General features: G+C 73.2%; 17 protein-coding genes. 8 read left to right on the top strand and 9 right to left on the bottom strand.

The annotated features are described in order from the left end of the window. Positions 1–6: 6 nt before the first annotated feature. Genes OHA58_RS23615 through OHA58_RS23605 form a run of 3 tightly spaced genes read right to left on the bottom strand, consistent with a single transcriptional unit; the run spans position 7 to position 2,909 of the window. Entirely contained in the window at positions 7–912 is a 906-nt protein-coding gene (locus OHA58_RS23615) for a LysR family transcriptional regulator (protein ID WP_405481192.1), read from the bottom strand. Between the two features lie 4 nt (positions 913–916). Further along, on the bottom strand, positions 917–1,882 hold the full coding sequence (locus tag OHA58_RS23610) for a DMT family transporter (protein ID WP_405481191.1): 966 nt from the start codon (positions 1,880–1,882) through the stop codon (positions 917–919). A 40-nt stretch (positions 1,883–1,922) separates the two neighbouring features. Then, positions 1,923–2,909, bottom strand: coding sequence for an EamA family transporter (locus tag OHA58_RS23605; protein ID WP_405481190.1), 987 nt, complete (start codon positions 2,907–2,909; stop codon positions 1,923–1,925). A gap of 156 nt (positions 2,910–3,065) precedes the next feature. Here OHA58_RS23605 and OHA58_RS23600 point away from each other — a divergent pair, with 156 nt between their 5' ends. Beyond that, complete coding sequence (locus tag OHA58_RS23600; protein ID WP_405481189.1) at positions 3,066–3,566, top strand: MarR family winged helix-turn-helix transcriptional regulator; 501 nt, start codon at positions 3,066–3,068, stop codon at positions 3,564–3,566. A 42-nt stretch (positions 3,567–3,608) separates the two neighbouring features. Here OHA58_RS23600 and OHA58_RS23595 read toward each other — a convergent pair whose 3' ends face one another. Next, the gene (locus OHA58_RS23595) at positions 3,609–5,069 is read right to left on the bottom strand and encodes an FAD-dependent monooxygenase (RefSeq protein ID WP_405481188.1); all 1,461 of its coding nucleotides are present in this window, start codon (positions 5,067–5,069) and stop codon (positions 3,609–3,611) included. Positions 5,070–5,206: 137 nt separating this feature from the next. On the opposite strand from OHA58_RS23595, the gene OHA58_RS23590 reads away from it, so the two are divergent. Next, positions 5,207–5,779, top strand: a complete 573-nt coding sequence (locus OHA58_RS23590; RefSeq protein ID WP_405481186.1) for a TetR family transcriptional regulator — start codon at positions 5,207–5,209, stop codon at positions 5,777–5,779. Between the two features lie 135 nt (positions 5,780–5,914). On the opposite strand, the gene OHA58_RS23585 is transcribed toward OHA58_RS23590, so the two are convergent. The 3 genes from OHA58_RS23585 to OHA58_RS23575 are packed head-to-tail and all read right to left on the bottom strand — an operon-like array spanning position 5,915 to position 8,520. Further along, complete coding sequence (locus tag OHA58_RS23585) at positions 5,915–6,154, bottom strand: hypothetical protein (RefSeq protein WP_405481185.1); 240 nt, start codon at positions 6,152–6,154, stop codon at positions 5,915–5,917. 20 nt (positions 6,155–6,174) lie between these two features. After that, positions 6,175–8,274, bottom strand: coding sequence for a 4-alpha-glucanotransferase (malQ, locus tag OHA58_RS23580; protein ID WP_405481183.1), 2,100 nt, complete (start codon positions 8,272–8,274; stop codon positions 6,175–6,177). Continuing rightward, the gene (locus OHA58_RS23575; protein WP_100594170.1) at positions 8,275–8,520 is read right to left on the bottom strand and encodes a hypothetical protein; all 246 of its coding nucleotides are present in this window, start codon (positions 8,518–8,520) and stop codon (positions 8,275–8,277) included. A 319-nt stretch (positions 8,521–8,839) separates the two neighbouring features. Here OHA58_RS23575 and OHA58_RS23570 point away from each other — a divergent pair, with 319 nt between their 5' ends. The 6 genes from OHA58_RS23570 (at position 8,840) to OHA58_RS23545 (ending at position 16,160) form a co-directional block, all read left to right on the top strand. Next, a complete protein-coding gene (locus OHA58_RS23570) occupies positions 8,840–11,821 on the top strand; it encodes a beta-N-acetylglucosaminidase domain-containing protein (RefSeq protein WP_405481182.1) in 2,982 nt (993 codons plus the stop codon). Between the two features lie 86 nt (positions 11,822–11,907). Beyond that, positions 11,908–12,531, top strand: coding sequence for an RNA polymerase sigma factor (locus OHA58_RS23565; RefSeq protein WP_405481180.1), 624 nt, complete (start codon positions 11,908–11,910; stop codon positions 12,529–12,531). Then, positions 12,528–13,391 carry a zf-HC2 domain-containing protein gene (locus OHA58_RS23560; protein WP_405481178.1) on the top strand — a complete coding sequence of 288 codons (864 nt, stop codon included), beginning with the start codon at positions 12,528–12,530 and terminating at the stop codon, positions 13,389–13,391. The genes OHA58_RS23565 and OHA58_RS23560 overlap by 4 nt, the downstream gene beginning before the upstream one ends. 5 nt (positions 13,392–13,396) lie before the next feature. After that, a complete protein-coding gene (locus OHA58_RS23555) occupies positions 13,397–14,191 on the top strand; it encodes an ABC transporter ATP-binding protein (protein ID WP_405481177.1) in 795 nt (264 codons plus the stop codon). Next, positions 14,188–15,561 carry a hypothetical protein gene (locus tag OHA58_RS23550; protein ID WP_405481175.1) on the top strand — a complete coding sequence of 458 codons (1,374 nt, stop codon included), beginning with the start codon at positions 14,188–14,190 and terminating at the stop codon, positions 15,559–15,561. Before OHA58_RS23555 ends, OHA58_RS23550 begins: the two co-directional genes overlap by 4 nt. Continuing rightward, positions 15,558–16,160, top strand: a complete 603-nt coding sequence (locus tag OHA58_RS23545) for a hypothetical protein (RefSeq protein ID WP_405481173.1) — start codon at positions 15,558–15,560, stop codon at positions 16,158–16,160. The genes OHA58_RS23550 and OHA58_RS23545 overlap by 4 nt, the downstream gene beginning before the upstream one ends. A 224-nt stretch (positions 16,161–16,384) precedes the next feature. On the opposite strand, the gene OHA58_RS23540 is transcribed toward OHA58_RS23545, so the two are convergent. After that, positions 16,385–16,564 (bottom strand): DUF397 domain-containing protein, encoded by a 180-nt coding sequence (locus OHA58_RS23540; RefSeq protein ID WP_405481171.1) that lies wholly within the window; start codon positions 16,562–16,564, stop codon positions 16,385–16,387. A gap of 3 nt (positions 16,565–16,567) precedes the next feature. Then, positions 16,568–17,446, bottom strand: a complete 879-nt coding sequence (locus OHA58_RS23535) for a helix-turn-helix domain-containing protein (protein WP_405481170.1) — start codon at positions 17,444–17,446, stop codon at positions 16,568–16,570. Between the last annotated feature and the right edge of the window lie 198 nt (positions 17,447–17,644).

Here is a 17,644-nt window from a genome sequence, read left to right as displayed (position 1 = left end):
CGGGCGTCAGCGCTCCGCCGCGGCGTCCCTCAGGGCCTCCAGCACCCTCGACACCGCCGGCGCCTCCTCCGACCCCCTGCGCACCGCCGCCACCACGTGCCTGACCGGCCGGTCCTCGCCCAGCGCGCACATCACGACGCCCTCCCGGCCCGCCGCCGCCATGCGCGGGACCAGGGCGATGCCCATCCCCGCCTCGACCATCGCCAGGATCGCCGTCCAGCCGGCCGCGCTGTGCGCCTGCTCCGGCACGAACCCGGCGGCCTCGCACGCGGCCCGCGTGATCTCCGACCAGGGCCCCGAACCGCCGAAGATCCAGTGCTCGCCGGCCAGTTCGGCCAGGCGCGGGCCCGCCGCTCCCGCCAGCGGGTGCCCGGCAGGCAGGGCTACGTCGAGCGGGTCGGCGAGCAGCGGCACCCGCGTGAACTTGGGGTCGCGCGCGGTGGGCGCGTGCGCGGCGAGCGACAGGGCCAGGTCCACGTCACCGGCCGAGAGCAGCTCGTACGCCTCCGCCGCCTCCGCCTCGCGCACCCGGACCGCGATCCCGGGGTGGGCGGTGCGCAGGGCGCGTACGGCGGGCACCACCAGGGCGGGCACGGCGGTGGAGAACGCGGCGACCCGCACCTCCCCGGACTCGCCCTGCAGATACGCGCCCAACTCCGCGTCGGCGCGCTCCAGTTGGGCGAACACGGCTTCGGCGTGCCGCAGGACGAGGTGGGCGGCGTCGGTGAGGCGTACGCGCCGACCGTGCGCCTCCAGGAGCGGCACGCCGAGCTGTCTGGCCAGGTTGGTCAGCTGCTGCGACACGGCCGACGGGGTCATGAGCAGCGCCTGCGCGGTGGCCGTGACGGTCCCCCGGTCCCGCAGTGCCCGCAGGATCGCGAGCTTCTTGATGTCCCAGTCGGTGGCGCGCATGGGGTCAACGTATCCGGGACCCGCTCCGGGTCGCGGAGCCGAGGGCCACCCCCGCCAGGATCAGCGCCATGCACGCGATCTGCAGCCGGCCCATGGCCTCGCCGAGGACCGCGTACGAGAGCAGGGCCACGCACACCGGCTGGAGGTAGTAGATGACGCCGGCGCGGGCCGCGCCGATCTGGGCGATCGCCTTGTTCCAGGCGAAGAACGCGACGGCGGACGACACCACACCCACGTACAGGAGCGGCGAGACGGTCGCCGCCGTCGGCTCGAAGCCGCCCTGGACGGCGAGGCTGACGAGGAACACCGGCAGCAGCATCAGCGCGCCGAGCACGAACGTCGCGAAGAGGAACGCGGGCCCGCCGATCTCCGCCGGCCGGCGCCGCAGCAGCGCGCTGTACGAGCCGAAGCAGACCGCCGCCGCGACCACCCACAGGTCGCCCGCCGTGAAGTCCGGCGCCAGGGAGCCCTTGCTGACCAGGAGCAGCACACCCGCGCACGCCACGACCGTGCCGGTCACCCGGCGGGCCCCGAGCCGCGCGCCGCCGAGGCGTTCGTACGCCGCCATCAGGACCGGCGACGCGGCCATGATCATGCCCATGTTTCCGGCGGACGTCGTCATCGCCGCCTGGTTGACGAGCGTGTTGTAGACGGTCACGCCGAGCAGCGCGGCGAGCAGCAGGAAGCGCAGGTGGGCGCGGAGCAGTGCCCTCTGCCGCCAGGCGGAGCGCGCCGCGAACGGCGCCACCGCGGCGATGGCGATGATCCAGCGCCAGAACGCGTGCTGGATCGGGGGCACGCTGTCGTGCAGCGCGCGGGAGGTGACGAAGCTGCCCGACCAGACCACCGTGGCGAGTACCGCGAGCGCGAGGCCGGCGCCGAGCCCGTTGCCCGCGCGGCGCCCTCCCGCCCCTGCGTCCCCCGCTGCGACCTTCTCGGCGCCGGTGGTCGTCCGGTCCAGGACTGCCATCCCGTATCCCCTCCTGAGCTGTGATCTCTCTACGACCCGACTACCGTCGCAGCTCCCCACCCGTCAGGTCCATCGAAACTTTTTGGTCCTTCTCTTCAGCAAAACTGAAAGGTTGGGGCTGCGGAGCGGGGGAAGCGGCGGCCCGGGGCGGGCGCTGGCCCAGCAGCGTCGCGCCGAACGCCAGCGCCATGCCCACCAGCTGCACCGGAGTCAGCGCCTGCCCGAGCGCCGCCCAGCCGATCACCGCCGCAGTCAGCGGCGAGAGCGGGCCGAGGAACGTGACCTGCGTCGCGGTCAGGCGGCCGATGCCGCGGAACCACAGCCAGTACGCGACCGCCGTGTTGGCGAGCGCCAGGTACGCGTAGCCCGCGACGGCCCGGCCGTCCAGCGCCGGGGGCGCGCCCTCGACGAGGAAGGCGAGCGGGGCGATGAGGAGGCCGCCGGCCGTGAGCTGCCAGCCGGTGAGCGCCAGGGGGCCCACCCCTTCCGGGCGGCCCCACCGCTTGGTGAGGACCGTTCCCGTCGACATCGACGCCGTGGAGGCCAGCGCCGCCAGCGCGCCGACCGGGTCGAGCGCCCCCGCCGCCTTGAGGACGACGAGGCTGACGCCGAGCGCGGCCGCGATGCCGGTCAACAGCGTGCGCCGCGTGGGGCGTTCACCGAGCAGGAGCGTCGCGAGGCCCGCGACGAAGAGGGGGCCGATCGAGCCGACCACCGCCGCCATGCCGCCGGGGAGGCGGTACGCGGAGAGGAAGAGGAGAGGGAAGAACGCGCCGATGTTCAGCGCGCCGAGGACCAGGGACTTCCACCACCAGGCGCCGCGCGGCAGCGTGCGCGCCAGCGCCAGCAGGAGGAGGCCTGCGGGCAGCGCCCGCATCAGCCCGGTGAACAGCGGGCGGTCGGGTGGCAGGAACTCCGTGGTGACCGCGTAGGTCGAGCCCCAGGAGATCGGGGCCAGCGCGGTCAGTGCGATCACGGCGCCGTTGCGCTTGTTCGCCTTCTCGACGCTGTGCTTGTTCGTCTTCATCGGGCGCCCCCCGCGGTGAAATGGGTTGGAAAAGAAGTAGCTTCGCGGCAAGTAGCTTAGCCGTAAGCTACTTGCCGTCAAGCCACTTCCTTCAGAGTTACTTTCCAGTGAGCTACCTTCTTGCGACCTACCGGAACCGGGTCGCATACTCGCCCCATGAGCAGCAGCAAGGACGCCGTCGACGCGATCGTCGACCAGTGGGCCGAGGTCAGGCCCGACCTCGACACCACGGCGATGGAGGTCTTCGGCCGGGTCTACCGGATCTCGCGCGCGATGGGCGACCGCATCGACAAGACGTACGCGCGCTACGGCATCGCGCGGGGCGAGTTCGACGTCCTCGCCACGCTGCGCCGCTCCGGCGACCCGTTCACGCTCTCGCCGCGTCAGCTCTCGGCGACGCTGATGCTGACGACCGGCGGCATGACCGGGCGGCTCGACAAGCTGGAGCGGCGCGGGCTGCTGCGCCGCTCGCCCGACCCGCACGACCGCCGCGGCCTCCAGGTGACGCTCACCGACGAGGGCCGTGCGCTGGTCGACGAGGCGGTCGGCGCCGGTCTCGCCGTGCAGACCGAGGCGCTCGCCTCGCTCGACAAGGAGCAGGCCGGCCAACTCGCCGACCTGCTCCGTCAGTTGATGGCGGGCACGCAGCCCTCCTGATACCGGACCGACCCCCCGGATGCCCCGATCCCGGCCGGCCGCCTACGCCCGGAACGAGTACGAGTCGATGCTGTCCGGGACACCGGCAGAGATGACGCCCCCGTCCGCCGGCTCGTCGTCCGACGCCCAGGCGACGTAGCCGTCGGGGCGCACCAGGAGTGACGTGCGGCGGTCACTGGCCCAGTGCGTGACGGCGTAGCGGTCGTCGCCCTTGTCGTGTGCACCCTCGGGGACGATCAGGACGAACGTGCCCTGGCGCAGGGCTTCGTAGAGCCGGCCCTCCTTGAGCGTGACGTCGGGGACGCGGGTGCCGACGAGGCGGTGCGCACCGCGCGGGGCCGGGTAGGCGACGCCGATGCCGGTGAGCTGGCCGAGCAAGCGGGTGCGCGCGGGGCGGACGCGGCCGAGGAACGTGGTGAGGGCGGCGCGGGCCGCGAGTGTCCAGGGCCGGTTGGCCATGGCGAGCCTGACGATGCCGCCGCTGCTGCGCAGGACGGCCTTCCCGACGGGGTGGCGCTCGGCCTCGTAGGTGTCCAACAGGGCCACTCCCGCACGGCCGTTGACGACTGCGGCGAGCTTCCAGCCGAGGTTGGCGGCGTCCTGGAGTCCGGTGTTCATGCCCTGGCCGCCGGCCGGGGTGTGGACGTGCGCGGCGTCGCCGGCGAGCAGGACGCGGCCGACGCGGTAGGCGGGCGCCTGGCGCTCGTCGCTGTGGAAGCGGGACATCCAGCGGGCCTCGTGCATCCCGTAGTCGCGGCCGAGGGCGCGGCGGGTGACCTCCTTGATCTCGTCGAGGTCGAGGGGCGCGGACTCGGGGACGTTGCGCGCGCGGTTCCAGCCGATGACGCGGTAGTAGCCGTCACCGAAGGGCGCGATGAAGGCGAAGGCGTCGCCGACGGCGTTGACCGTGAGGACGTTCTCGGGCTCCTCGGCGAGCTTCACGTCGGCGAGGACGACGGAGCGGATGACGGACTTGCCGGGGAAGGGGAGCCCGACGCTCTCGCGTACGGCGCTGCGCATGCCGTCCGTGCCGACGACGTACGCGGCCCGCATCGTCGTCGACTCACCGTCCCCTGTGCGGACTTGGAGCGTCACACCGTCCGCGTCCTGGGTGAGGCCGGTGACCTCGGTCTCGTACGAGAACTTCACGCCCGCGTCGGTGGCGCGCTGCTGGAGGGCGGCCTCGACCTCGTACTGCGGCAGGACCAGGAGGTGCTGGAAGCGGGAGGGGAGGTCGCTCAGGTCGACGGCGAGGCGGCCGAAGAGACTCAGCCTGTCGAGGGCCTGGCCCTTGGCCTCGATGCCGTCGGCGAGGCCGCGGGCGTCGAGCTGCTCCAGGGTGCGGGCGTGCAGGACGAAGGCCCGGGAGAGGTTGCTGATCCTGTGGGGGCGCTTCTCGACGACGGTGACGGGGACGCCCGCGGCGGCGAGGTCGCCGGCGAGGAGCAGGCCGGTGGGGCCGGAGCCGACGACGATCACGGTGCGAGGAGTGGTGCCGTTCATGGTGGCCTCCTGGTGCCTGCGAGCTCAGGTCGGGTGTACCCGGTCACTCATTGCCAACGCTTGTTGGTCAACGTCTGTTGGCAAACCTAGGGGCGCGGCCCTGGACTGTCAACAGGTGTTGGCCTACGTTTGTTGGCATGACAGGAACCACCCAGCAGGCACGCCGCTCGGACGCCACCCGCACCGCGATCCTCGCGGCGGCCCGCGAACGCTTCGCCGCCGACGGGTACGAGCGGGCCACGATCCGCGCCATCGCCAAGGACGCGGCGATCGACCCGTCGATGGTGATGCGCTACTACGGCAACAAGGAGGGGCTCTTCGCCGCGGCCATCGACCTGGACCTGCGGCTGCCCGACCCCGAGGAGATCGCGGTCGACGACATAGGCCGGACCCTCGTGCGGCACTTCCTCGACCTGTGGGAGGAGAACGAGGTGCTCACCGCGCTGCTGCGCGTGGGCGTCACCAATGCCGCGGGCGCCGAGCGCATGCAGGACATCTTCAAGAGGCAGACGCTGCCGCTCGCCCTGCGCGTCTGCCCCGACCCCGCCGAGGCCCCGGTGCGGGCCGCGCTCTGCGCGTCACAGGTCCTCGGTCTCGCGCTCACCCGCTACGTGCTGCGCTTCGGCCCCGCCGTCGGGCTCGGCCGCGACGAGATGGTGGAGTGGCTGGCGCCGACCCTCCAGCGCTATCTGACGGCCGAGCGGCCGTAGAACGCCCGGCCGAGCGCATGTGGAACGCCCATGGAACACCTCGTAGAACATCCCGAGGAACGCACCGAGGGCGCCCTCGGTGCGCGGTGCACACGAGGACGCCCTCGGCAAAGACGTCAATGAGAGGTGCGGCGGTCAGCCCTGCTTCTGCGGCTTGCGGGACTTGTCACCGACGATCACTAGGCCGGCGATCACCAGGAACAGCACGATCGGCGCCACGACATAGAGGCCAAGGGTCTCGATGACCGAGAGGCCCTGACCGGGGTCGTCGCCGTCGTCGCGCGCCAGCGCGAGCGCGGGGGACGACATGAGCAGCATCATCAGCGTCGTACCGGCAGCCAGGGCGCCGGCGCGCAGGGCGTTCTTCTTGTCCACGGTGCAAACGTAGCGAACACCTAAACGGGCCGCGCGCCCGGGGGTGCCGTACGGGGCAGTCCGGACCGCAGGACCTCGATCAGCGCGTGCGCCCTCGGCGAGGCCGTGAGCTCCTCGAAGGTGACCGGACGGCCGGTGGGGTCGGCGATCGGGAGCCGCCAGTTCGGGTACTCGTCCCAGGTCCCCGGCAGGTTCTGCGGGCGCCGGTCGCCGACCGCGTCGGGCAGCCAGACGCCGACCATGCGGGCCGGGGTGAGCAGCAGGAAACGGTGGACGGCGCGGATCTCCTCCTCCTCGCCCGGGCACTGTCCCCCGCCGCCGGGCAGCAGTCCGAGCCGCGCGAACAGGGCGGTCCACTCGGCGACTTCCGCCGTGGCCTCGGCCTGCTCCCGCGCGAGCGGCCGCCCGAGGAGGCCGAGGCTGTCGCGCAGCCGCACATGGTCGCCGGTCAGCCGGGCCGCGGTGGACGGCAGGTCGTGGGTGGTGGCGGTGGCCACGCAGTCCGTCCGCCACCGCTCCGGCGGCACCGGGCGGCCCGTGCCGTCCCAGTCCCGCTCGAACCACAGCACGGACGTGCCGAGCACCCCGCGCGCGTCCAGGGCCTCCCGGACGCCGGGCTCGACCGTGCCGAGGTCCTCGCCTATCACCAGGGCGTCGGCGCGGTCGGCCTCCAGGGCGAGTACGGCGAGCATCGCCTCCGCGTCGTAGCGGACGTACGCACCCTCGGTCGGCGGCTGCCCGGCCGGCACCCACCACAGCCGGAACAGGCCCATGACGTGGTCGATGCGGACCGCCCCCGCGTGGGCGAGCAGGCCGCGCAGGATCGCGCGGTACGGGGCGTAGCCGGCGGCGGCGAGCCGGTCGGGGCGCCAGGGCGGCAGACCCCAGTCCTGGCCGCGGGAGTTGAAGGCGTCCGGGGGCGCGCCGACGGACATGCCCGCGGCGAAGACGTGCTGCTGGGCCCAGGCGTCGGCACCTTCCGGGTGTACGCCCACGGCCAGGTCGTGGACGAGTCCGACGGGCATGCCCGCGTCGCGCGCGGAGCGCTGGGCGGTGGCCAGTTGGGCGTCGGTGAGCCAGGCGAGGTGGCTGTGGAAGTCGACGCGGTCCATCAACTCGGCGCGGGCTTCGGCGGTTTCGCGCGATCCGGGGTCGCGCAGGGGCTCGGGCCAGGTGTGCCAGTCGGGGCCGTGCCGCTCGGCGAGCGCGCACCAGGTGGCGTGGTGGTCCAGGTCCGCGCCCTGCTCGGCGAGGAAGTCCCAGTAGGCGGCGCGGCGGCCGGGACCGAGCGGGACGCGCAGGACGTGTTCGAGGGCGCGGCGCTTGAGGTCCCACACGGCGTCGCGGTCGATCAGGGCGCCCTTGTGCAGGACGCCGTCGCGCAGCCGGGCGGCCTCCGCGAGCAGCTCGCGCACGCGGTCGCGGTCGGCGTCGGGCAGATAGGCGTACTCGGGGATGTCCTCGACGCGCAGGTGTACCGGGTCGGGGAAGCGGCGCGACGACGGGCGGTACGGGGAGGGGTCCGAGGGTCCTTCCCCGCGGGGTACGGCCGCGTGCAGCGGGTTGACCTGCACGAACCCGGCGCCGGCGGTGCGGCCCGCCCAGGCTGCGAGGTCGGCCAGGTCACCGAGGTCGCCCATGCCCCAGGACTTCGCCGACAGGAGGGAGTACAGCTGCACGAGCAGCCCGTACGTGCGCTCGCCCGGGGTGCGCACGCGCGGCGGGGCGACGATCAGGTGGGCCTCGGCCGCGGCGCCGTCGGGGGCGGTGGCCCGCAGCCGGTGGACGCCGAGGGGAACGGACCCGGACGGTCGCCAGCCGTCGACGCGTTCACCCTGCTCGGTGGCCAGCTGGAGCGTCACGCCTTCGGGTAATTCCCGCGCCCAGGCCGGGACGGGTTCACCGGCCCACAGGACGACCGTCGGGGGCAGCAGCCGCGCCGCGGCCTCCGCCTCGCGCGCGGCCAGCGCGTCCCGTACGGACTCCGGGGTGCGCGCGTCGACACCGAGGGCGGCAAGGACGGCGACGAGCGCGGCGTCCGGGGCCTCGACCGTGCGGCCGGGGGACGGCGAGTAGGACGGGGCGACCCCGTGCAGCGCGGCGAGCCGGGCCAGTGTCACCTAGACCCCCGAGGCGTCCAGGCCCGCGACCGGACCCGAGGGGGTCGGCTCGCTCGTGAGGGGCGCTACGTCGATGAGGGCGGGCTCGCTGGTCAGCGGCTCCGTGTCGGCGAGGGGCGGTTCGCTGGTGAGGGGCAGTTCGGCGCCGAACGCGAACTCGTCCGGCAGCGGCAGGGCGGGGGCGGGCAGGATGACGTCCGCCTGTTTGGACAGGGCCGAGAGCAGAAGGTGCGCTGATGCGGCCATGAAGGCCTCCTTTTCGCGGTTCTTCGCGGGTCTTGTCGTCGATCTTTTCGTGGGTGACGGTCTCGGCAGCTCTACCCAGCGAGCGCGGCCGCAGACATGAACGGCCCGACAACGTGTTACTGGTCACATTCTGTTCCATGGGCGGGACTCGGCCGGTGAGCGGCGCGAATCACCCCCTTCCGCCACTCCCGGCCGGGCAATTGCGGCACAACGGCCACTCCCGTTGACACTCCGACCCGGTCAGTGGTGGGCTCGGTTGCCATCCTGGGACACCTATGACCGGTCCCACCACCGAGCCGAGACCAACGAGGAGTGAGCCGTGCAGCTCCGGCGCCACAGGAAGGGGGCGGCGGCGATCGCTGCCGCCGTCATCGCCAGTGCGCTCGGGGGAGCCTCCGGAGCGGTGGCGGCCCCTCCCGGGCACCCGCTCTCCACGGGTGACCGGGACAGCGAGACGGGGACGCCCGCGGTGTGGCCCCGGCCGCAGTCCCTGCGTACCGCCTCCGGCGCGGAGTCCGTGACCGTGACCGACGAGGTCGTCCTCGTCACCGGCCGGGGCGCCGACCGGTACGCGGTGGACGCGCTGCGCACCGTGCTGCGCGGGGCGGGAGCCCGGCACATCACCGAGGTCGACGACGAGAGCTCCCTGCCCGCGGCTCCCGCGCTCGTGGTGCGGATCGGCTCCGTGGCCGCCGGGACCGCGGCCGGTGACGGCTGGGGAGCGGCCGACGCGCGCCCGGGCCGGGGACAGGGCCTGGAGACGGCGCTCGGCGCTCTCGGGGCGTCCGCCCGCAAGGACCTGCCGTCCGGCGGGTACCGGCTCGCCGTCGGGCGGACCGACGGCCGGGACACCGTCGCCGTGGAAGGCGTCGGCGACGACGGCCTGTTCCACGCCGTGCAGACGTTCCGGCAGCTGGTGAGCGGGCGCAAGGTCGCCGGGGTCGTCGTGCGCGACTGGCCGGGTACGGCCGTGCGCGGCATGACGGAGGGGTTCTACGGGACCCCGTGGACCCGTGAACAGCGGCTCGACCAGCTGGACTTCATGGGGCGCACCAAGCAGAACCGCTATCTGTACGCGCCGGGCGACGACCTGTACCGGCAGGCGCGCTGGCGCGAGACGTATCCGGCCGCCCAGCGCGCGGACTTCCGGGCGCTTGCCGAGCGGGCGCGCGCCAACCACGTGACGCTGAGCTGGGCCGTGGCGCCCGGGCAGGCGATGTGCATGTCGTCGGACGACGACGTCAGGGCCCTGAACCGCAAGCTGGACGCCATGTGGGCACTCGGTGTGCGGGCGTTCCAGCTGCAGTTCCAGGACGTGTCGTACAGCGAGTGGCACTGCGAGGCGGACGCGAGGACGTTCGGCTCGGGGCCGAAGGCGGCGGCGCGGGCGCAGGCGCGCGTGGCGAACGCGGTGGCGCGGCACCTCGCCGCGCGGCACCCGGGCGCGGGGCCGCTGTCGCTGATGCCGACCGAGTTCTACCAGGACGGGTCGACGGAGTACCGCGGGGCGCTCGCGGGCCGGCTCGACGACTCCGTCGAGGTGGCGTGGACGGGCGTCGGCGTGGTCCCGCGCACGATCACCGGGCGCGAACTGGCGGGCGCGCGGGCCGCGTTCGGGTCCGCACATGACCTCGTCACGATGGACAACTACCCGGTCAACGACTACGCGCAGGACCGCATCTTCCTCGGGCCCTACACGGGCCGTGAGCCGGCCGTGGCGACGGGTTCGGCGGCGCTGCTCGCCAACGCGATGGAACAGCCCGCGGCCTCCCGCATCCCGCTGTTCACGACGGCGGACTACGCGTGGAACCCGCGCGACTACCGCCCGCAGGAGTCCTGGAAGGCCGCGATCGACGACCTGGCGGGCGGTGACGCGCCCACCCGTGAGGCGCTCGGCGCGCTGGCGGGCAACGACGCGTCGTCCGTGCTCGGCGAGGACGAGTCCGCGTATCTGAAGCCGGTCGTCTCCGGCTTCTGGGACTCCCGTACGACGCTGGTCACCGACCGCGCGCGGTACGAGGCCGGGGCGAAGAAGCTGCGGGACGCGTTCACCGTGATGCGGCGGACGCCGGAGCGACTCAGGTCGACGCCGGTGGACGCCGAAGTGCGGCCCTGGAGCGACCAGTTGGCGCGCTACGGGGAGGCCGGGGAGACGGCCGTCGACATGCTGAACGCGCAGGCCCGCGGTGACGGGGCGGCGGCGTGGCGGGCGGCGCGGCTCCTGGAGCGTCAGCGCGCCGGTCTGGAGTCCCGTCAGGTCACCGTCGGCAAGGGCGTCCTTGACCCGTTCCTCGACCGGGCGCAGAAGGCGTACGCGGCGTGGGCGGGGACCGGTCGCGCCGACGCGACGCGCGACGGAGAGGCGAAGCTGCCGCGGGCGCGGCGGCTCACGGCGGTGACGGTCCTGGCCGACCCCGGCACCCATGGCACGTTGCAGATCCACATGCCGGGCCAGGGCTGGAAGTCCGTGGGCACGCTCGCGGACAGCGGCTTCACCGAGCCGAACCTGGGGCCGAAGGACGTACGGGCGGACGCGATCCGCGTGACCGGCGCCAAGAAGGGCGCCGTGCGCCACGTCGTCCCCTGGTACGCGGACTCCCCCGACGCCTCGTTCGAGCTGGCCCGCACGGAGCTGGACGCGGAGATCGGCGGCGGCGCACGGCGGGTCACGGCACGCCTGACATCGCAGCGGCCGGGCTCCGTGGAGGGGCGCCTTCGCGCGGAAGGCCCGCACGGCATCAAGGTGGAGCTGCCCGCCCAGGCGACGCTCCCGCGCGGCACGCAGGTGAGCGCCCCGGTCGACATCACCGTCCCGGACGGCACCCCGGCGGGCACGTACGACGTCCCGGTCAGCTTCGCAGGCACGACGCGCACGGTGTCGGTACGGGCGTATCCCCCCACGGCGGGCCCGGACCTGGCCCGGTCCGGGAAGCCGTCGTCCTCGGCCGACGAGACCGCGGACTTCCCGGCGTCCGCCGCCAACGACGAGGACCCGGAGACCCGCTGGTCGTCACGCGCCGAGGACGGCGCGTGGTGGCAGGTCGAACTGGCGAAGCCGGTGCGGCTCGGCCAGGTGGTGCTGCACTGGCAGGACGCGTACGCGAAGGGCTACCGGATCCAGACGTCCGCCGACGGGAAGTCGTGGCGCACGGCCGCGACCGTGAAGGACGGCCACGGGGGCCGCGAGTCGGTCCGCATGGACGCCCGCGACACCCGCTTCGTACGGGTCCAGGGAGACAAGCGGGCCACGCAGTACGGCTATTCGCTGTGGTCGGTGGAGGCGTACGCGGTCGCGGACTGATCGGTTTTCTTCCCCGCTCACGCGTCCTCGCGTGAACCGGCGACCGCGACCGGAGCGATAGACGGGGTGTGAGACTGTTCCGCCCCATGGGGGGCCACCGAGACGATCAGGGGGACGCGGCGCTGCTGCGGGCCGTCGCCGCCGGGGACTCCGCCGCGATGGCCGCGCTCTACGACCGGCACGCCGGGTGGCTCTACGCCCGGCTGACCCGGCGGTGCGCGGACCCGGAAGTCGTACGCGAGGTACTGCAGGACACCTTTGTGACGGTGTGGCGGTCGGCCGCGTCGCACCGGGGCGAGGAGGCCGGCGGCTGGCTGTGGGTCATCGCGGCACGACGCCTGGTCGACTCGCTGCGGATCCAGGAGCGCCGTACGCGGCTGGAGGAGAGCGGTTCCAGGGGCCAGGACCCGACCGCCGCAACGTGGGAACAGCCCTCCGCCCAGGCTGCCCCGTCGGCCGAGGAACACGTCCTGGCCGGTCTGGAGTACGGAGACATGGGCACCGCCCTGGACCGTCTCTCTCCGGAGTTGCGCCAGGTGCTGCAGGCCACGGTCGTCGACGGCCTGACCACCCGCGAGACCGCTCGGCTGCTCGGCATACCCGAGGGCACCGTCAAGACCCGCGCGATGCGGGCCCGCCGCGAACTGCGCGCGGCACTGGCCGCGTTGGGGGCGGCCGATGCACTGGAACCGATGGGAGGCGCCGTATGAGCGACTGGCATGTGAACGCGTCCACCGCCGAACGCTACGTGGACGGCACTCTCGCGGAGCCGGACTGCTGGTCCGTGGAACAGCACGTGGAGGGCTGCGCATCCTGCGCGGGCCGTGTGTCGCGGGCGGTGGGGGCCGGGCCGGCGGGCGTGCTGCTCGGTGACGTACGGGCGTCGCTGCTCGCGCGGGTACAGGGGAAAGCCGTGGCGCCCGCGCAGGCCCGGCTGCCGACCCGGCTGTGGTGGGCGGTGGGGCCTGCGCTGCGCGGGGCCTGGGCGCTCGCGCTGGTCGTCGTCGCGGCGGGGGCGGTGGGGCTCGCGCGCGGGGCGGACTTCGCCGGGGCGCGGTCGCTGCTGCTCGCGCTCGCGCCGGTGATCCCGGTGGCCGGGGTCGCCGTGTCGTACGGGCGGCACACCGACCCGCTGCACGAGATCGCCGCCTCGACACCGCGTGGCGGGCTGCGGCTGCTGCTGGTGCGCACGGTGGCCGTGCTGGCGGTAAGCCTGCCGGTGCTCGCCGTCGCGGGCCTGCTGCTGCCGGGCACCTCGGTGACGGCGCCCGGTCCCGCGACCTGGCTGCTGCCGGGCCTCGCACTCACCCTCGCCGTGCTCGCGCTCGGCGGCTACGTCGGCTGCCGCGCCGCCGCGGCCCTGGTCGGCGGCGGCTGGCTGCTCGCGGTGGCGCTGCCCTGCCTGGGCGAGTCCGCGTCGGCGCAATCCCTCGCCGCACGCCTCGGCGAACAGCTCTCGCTCTACCTCGACGGACGCACGGCACAGACGAGTTGGGCGGCGGCACTCGTGCTGTGCGCCGCCGTCGTCGCCGTACGCAGAAACGTGTACGACCGCTGGGAGACGATGTGACCACGATGGCCCAACCGACTACCGGTACCGGCGCCGTACAGGTGTCGGGCCTGACCGTTCGCCACCGCCGCACCACCGCTCTGGACGACGTGGACCTGGACTTCGGGACCGGCGTGCACGGACTGCTCGGGCCCAACGGCGCGGGCAAGACCTCCCTGATCCGGGTCCTGGCGACGGTGGCCCGGCCCACGGGCGGCCGGGTGGAGCTGTTCGGCGGCGACCTGACGACACCGCGCACCCTGCGTGACGCCCGCCGCCGGCTCGGCTATCTTCCCCAGGACTTCGGCTACTACCCCGGCTTCACGGTGCGCGAGTTCGTGGCGTACGTGGCGTGGCTGAAGGAGCTGCCCGCGGACACGACCCCGGCGGCGGTCGAGCGGGCCGTGGCCCGGGTCGGCCTTGCGGACCGGATCGACGCGAAGATCAAGACTCTGTCGGGCGGCATGGTGCGGCGCGTGGGCATCGCGCAGGCCGTCGTCAACGCGCCGCGGCTGCTCCTGCTCGACGAGCCGACGGCGGGCCTCGACCCCGAACAGCGCGTCGAATTCCGTTCCCTGCTGAAGGAGTTGGGCGAGGAAGCGACCGTCATCGTCTCGACACACCTGGTGGAGGACGTCGCCGCGGCCTGTACGGACGTGACGCTGATCGAACGCGGCCGGGTCGCCTATCGCGGCACCCCGCAGTCACTGGCCGCGCTGGGCCGCGACGGCGAGGAGAGCGACGGCAACGCCACCGAGCGCGGCTACACCGCAGCCCTGCGCGCCCACCGCACCCACCTGACGGGCGGGGGCCAGGCATGACCGCACTTCTCGACCGCCCGGCCACCGACGCGCCGCCCCGGCCCCGCCGCGCACCACACCCCTTCCGCGCGGAGCTGCTGCGCGGCCTCGCCCCGTGGGCCGGCCTCGCACTGTTCCTGACACTCGCCTGGGCGCTCATCGCCAAGTCGGCTGGCTGGCAAGGTAGTTGGAGTGAGACCACGATCGCACTCCGCATGACCGGCGTCATGCTGGGCAGCCCGCTCGCGCTCGCGGCGGGCTGCTGGCAGGGCGCACGGGAGCGGCGGCGGCGCACCGACGAGCTGCGCGCCTCGACGGCCCGAAGCCCGCTGGCCCAGTTCGTGACGGCAGCCCTGCCCCTCGCGCTGTGGGCACTGGCCGTGTACGCCGTGACCGTCGGGGCGGCCCTGCTGGCGAGCGCGCCCTACGCCTCACCGGGCGGCCTCGCGCCGACCGCGTTCCTCTCCGCCGGCGCCGTACTGGTGGCCTGCGCCCTGACCGGCCATGTGGTGGGCGCACGCGTGCCGTGGCGGCTGACGGCACCGGTGCTGGCGGTGGCCGCGTACGGGACGTTCGGCCTGTCCATGAGTGCGTCGGGAGTGGCCGGCCTCCTGGGCCCCATACCGGGATACGCCCCCGAATTCGAGCTGCTCGCCTGGTGGCACCCGCTGCTCACGGCCGGATGGTTCCTCGCGCTCGCCGCGGCGGCGGTACTGGCCCACGCGGCGCGCCGCCGCTGGACGGCTCTGATCGCGCTCGCTGTCGCCGTGCCGACAGCGCTCGTGCTGGCGGGGACGGGCGACACCATGGCCCACCGCGACCCGCGCGCCAGGCATCAGGTCTGCACCACGACGACCACGCCGCAGGTCTGCGTCAACGCCACCCGCGCCGCGCTGCTGCCCGAGGTAACGAAGGCGCTGTCGGGCCTCACCGGCCGCCTGAAGGGCGTAGGAAATCTCCCGACGCGCTTCGAGGACCTGCCCCGCCGGACGCACGCCGACGAGGCGGAGCTGCCGATGCTCACGCCGTACGGCTGGACCGTGGTGCGCGGGAAGATCGCCGACCACGACCAGTACGCATGGGAGGCGATGGTGCAGATGGTGGAGGCCGACTGCGCGAACCCGGAGAGCCCGGCCCGGATCGGGATGGTGGACCGCGCCGTGGTGCGGTATCTCGCGCCGACGGACCTCCAGGACTCGATGCGCGCGCACGACCTCGAGTCCGCCCGCACCGCGGACAACCAGGCGGAACTGCGGCACCTCGCGGCCGAGCAGAAGGCCTACGACCACCTGCGGACCATGAGCACGGCCGACCGCCGCGCCTGGCTGACCCGCTACTTCGCGCCCACCGACCGCTGTGCCCGTACGGAGAGCGAGGTACCGGCGCTGTGACCCCATTCGCCCTCTACACTCGCTCCCGCGCCCTCCCCACCACCCTCGCCGCGTTCGCCGCGGCGACGCTCTTCACCCTCTGGGCGGCGACCCGCCCCGAGACCTATGTGGACCCGCAGCGGCGCATCCCGCTCCTCGCCCTGGCCCCCCTGCTCGCCACGTCAGCGATCGGCGTGAGCCTGCACCAGTACGCGCAGGAACTGGACCGCACCGCCGCCCGCCCCTGGTGGCGGCTGCGCCTGGCCCACCTGCTCGCCCTGACCGCGCTCGCCGCGCTGCTGCTCGCCGTGGTCGTGCCGGGCCACACCCAGGAGTTCGGCGCGGTGGCGATGGTCCGCAACGTCCTCGGGGCCACCGGCATCACGGCGGCCGCGGCGGTACTGCTGGGAGCCCGGCTGAGCTGGCTGCCGACGCTGCTCTACTTCGGGTCGGTCTACCTGTCGTACTCGGCACCGCACCTGAGGACCGCCACGGCATGGACCTGGTCGATGCAGCCGGGGCCGCAACGGGGGGCGTGGGCGGTGGCGATGGCCGTGTTCGTCGTGGGCGGGGCGCTGTACGCGGCTGTGGGCACGCGCAGGGAGCGGGAACGCTCGTAGCGCGCGGCGTGCGGTTCGCGCGGGTAGCCCGGGGCCGGTGAACCGGTCGACCCGGCCGCCCTCCTGGGGCCCAGCGCGCCGCCCACATGGCCCGGATGCGCGAACTGACCGCGCCCACGAGTGACCAAAAGGCCCGGATCGTTGTCAGGCGGAAATGCCCTCGATCCGGGCCAGTACCTCGTCCGCGCTGCAAGGGCACGAGCCGGCTCAAACCGGGGACGACGTCAGCGCAGGAAGGCCGTGAAGTCGGCCCAAGCGGTGGGGGTCAGGCGGAGTATCGGGCTGTTGGGGTCTGGGTCCTTGGAGTCGCGGACAGCGACGGTTCCGGGGATGTTGCGGGCGACTTCTACGCATTCGCCGGCGGAAGTGCTGTAGCTGGACTTCCTGAAGGTGAACTCGGGCATGGGTCACATCTCCTGACGGATGCTGTCGATGAGCTTGACGGCGTCGTGCTGGGCGAGGCTCAGGCGTGCCGTTCGGTCGAAACGCTGGCTGTACTCGGCGCTGTCGGACTCATTCTCCACCCACACGGTAGAGGCGAAGGTGTCCACGTGGACAACGTCCACCGCCTCACTCTCGGCGAACGAGATGATGTTGAACGTGCCGCCGACGCACGGATGTCCACCCGCATGGAACGGGAGGACTTGGAGGCGGACGTTCGGGAGTTTCGCCACATCCAGCAGATGTTCCAGCTGAGCGCGCATGACTGGCGAACCGCCGACGAGTTGCCGCAGCGCCGCCTCCCAGACAACGGCATATACCTGGAGCGGCCGATCGCCGTCCAGACGCTCCTGGCGACGCATGCGAACCTCGACGATGCGCTCGATCTCGTCAGGGTCCTCCCACATGCCATCGCTGACAGCAAGGGAGCGGGCGTACTCGGCCGTCTGGAACAGGCCAGGAACCAGGGCGAGTTGCAGAGTGCGGACCCGACTTGCGGCATCCTCCATGGCGATGTACTCCGCGAGCGCGCCCGCGTTTGGCGCGTGTTGCCACCACCCCTTCGCCTTACGCCGCTCGCGGTCCAGCTTCGCCAACTCCAGGAGGCGGACGACGGACTTACGGTCGGTCACGCCGTAGAACTCGCACAGAACTCGGATGTCCGGGTCGCGCATCGGGACCCAGCCGCGTTCCATCTTCACGACCTTCGAGTTGGTCGCATTGATGGCCTCGGCGGCCTGCTGCTGAGTCTTACCGGAGAGGTCGCGCAGGCGCAGTAGCTCACTGCCCAGCCTTCGCCCAAGGGCCGTTGACACTCGATTGCCGAGTTGAGCCGATCGATTCACGGCCCCAGTGTCGCCCCTCCGGCGCCAACTCGTCGAAGACCTTCACTCTTTGGAGACAATTGTCTCCGAGCCTGTTGCATCCGTCTCAATCAGCTCGCTACGGTCAGTACTCAACCACCCACCCAGCGCAGCCAGTTGGCGGAAGTGCACCGCTCTGCCACCCGCAGGAGCGGCACAGCCACCGCCAACTCGCCGACC

It is taken from the genome of Streptomyces sp. NBC_00009 (assembly GCF_045040855.1).
Lineage (GTDB): Bacteria > Actinomycetota > Actinomycetes > Streptomycetales > Streptomycetaceae > Streptomyces > Streptomyces aureus.
Note: the sequence above shows the minus strand (reverse complement) of the source record. Positions and strands in the feature narration are given on the sequence as shown.

What these genes read in the sequence shown, in the direction of transcription:
- OHA58_RS23565 (WP_405481180.1), top strand. Translation starts at nt 11,908, where the DNA reads ATGGGGGGCCACCGAGACGATCAGGGGGACGCGGCGCTGCTGCGGGCC.
- OHA58_RS23615 (WP_405481192.1), bottom strand. Translation starts at nt 912, where the DNA reads ATGCGCGCCACCGACTGGGACATCAAGAAGCTCGCGATCCTGCGGGCA.
- OHA58_RS23595 (WP_405481188.1), bottom strand. Translation starts at nt 5,069, where the DNA reads ATGAACGGCACCACTCCTCGCACCGTGATCGTCGTCGGCTCCGGCCCC.
- OHA58_RS23590 (WP_405481186.1), top strand. Translation starts at nt 5,207, where the DNA reads ATGACAGGAACCACCCAGCAGGCACGCCGCTCGGACGCCACCCGCACC.
- OHA58_RS23560 (WP_405481178.1), top strand. Translation starts at nt 12,528, where the DNA reads ATGAGCGACTGGCATGTGAACGCGTCCACCGCCGAACGCTACGTGGAC.
- OHA58_RS23605 (WP_405481190.1), bottom strand. Translation starts at nt 2,909, where the DNA reads ATGAAGACGAACAAGCACAGCGTCGAGAAGGCGAACAAGCGCAACGGC.
- OHA58_RS23540 (WP_405481171.1), bottom strand. Translation starts at nt 16,564, where the DNA reads ATGCCCGAGTTCACCTTCAGGAAGTCCAGCTACAGCACTTCCGCCGGC.
- OHA58_RS23575 (WP_100594170.1), bottom strand. Translation starts at nt 8,520, where the DNA reads ATGGCCGCATCAGCGCACCTTCTGCTCTCGGCCCTGTCCAAACAGGCG.
- OHA58_RS23600 (WP_405481189.1), top strand. Translation starts at nt 3,066, where the DNA reads ATGAGCAGCAGCAAGGACGCCGTCGACGCGATCGTCGACCAGTGGGCC.
- OHA58_RS23550 (WP_405481175.1), top strand. Translation starts at nt 14,188, where the DNA reads ATGACCGCACTTCTCGACCGCCCGGCCACCGACGCGCCGCCCCGGCCC.
- OHA58_RS23610 (WP_405481191.1), bottom strand. Translation starts at nt 1,882, where the DNA reads ATGGCAGTCCTGGACCGGACGACCACCGGCGCCGAGAAGGTCGCAGCG.
- OHA58_RS23555 (WP_405481177.1), top strand. Translation starts at nt 13,397, where the DNA reads ATGGCCCAACCGACTACCGGTACCGGCGCCGTACAGGTGTCGGGCCTG.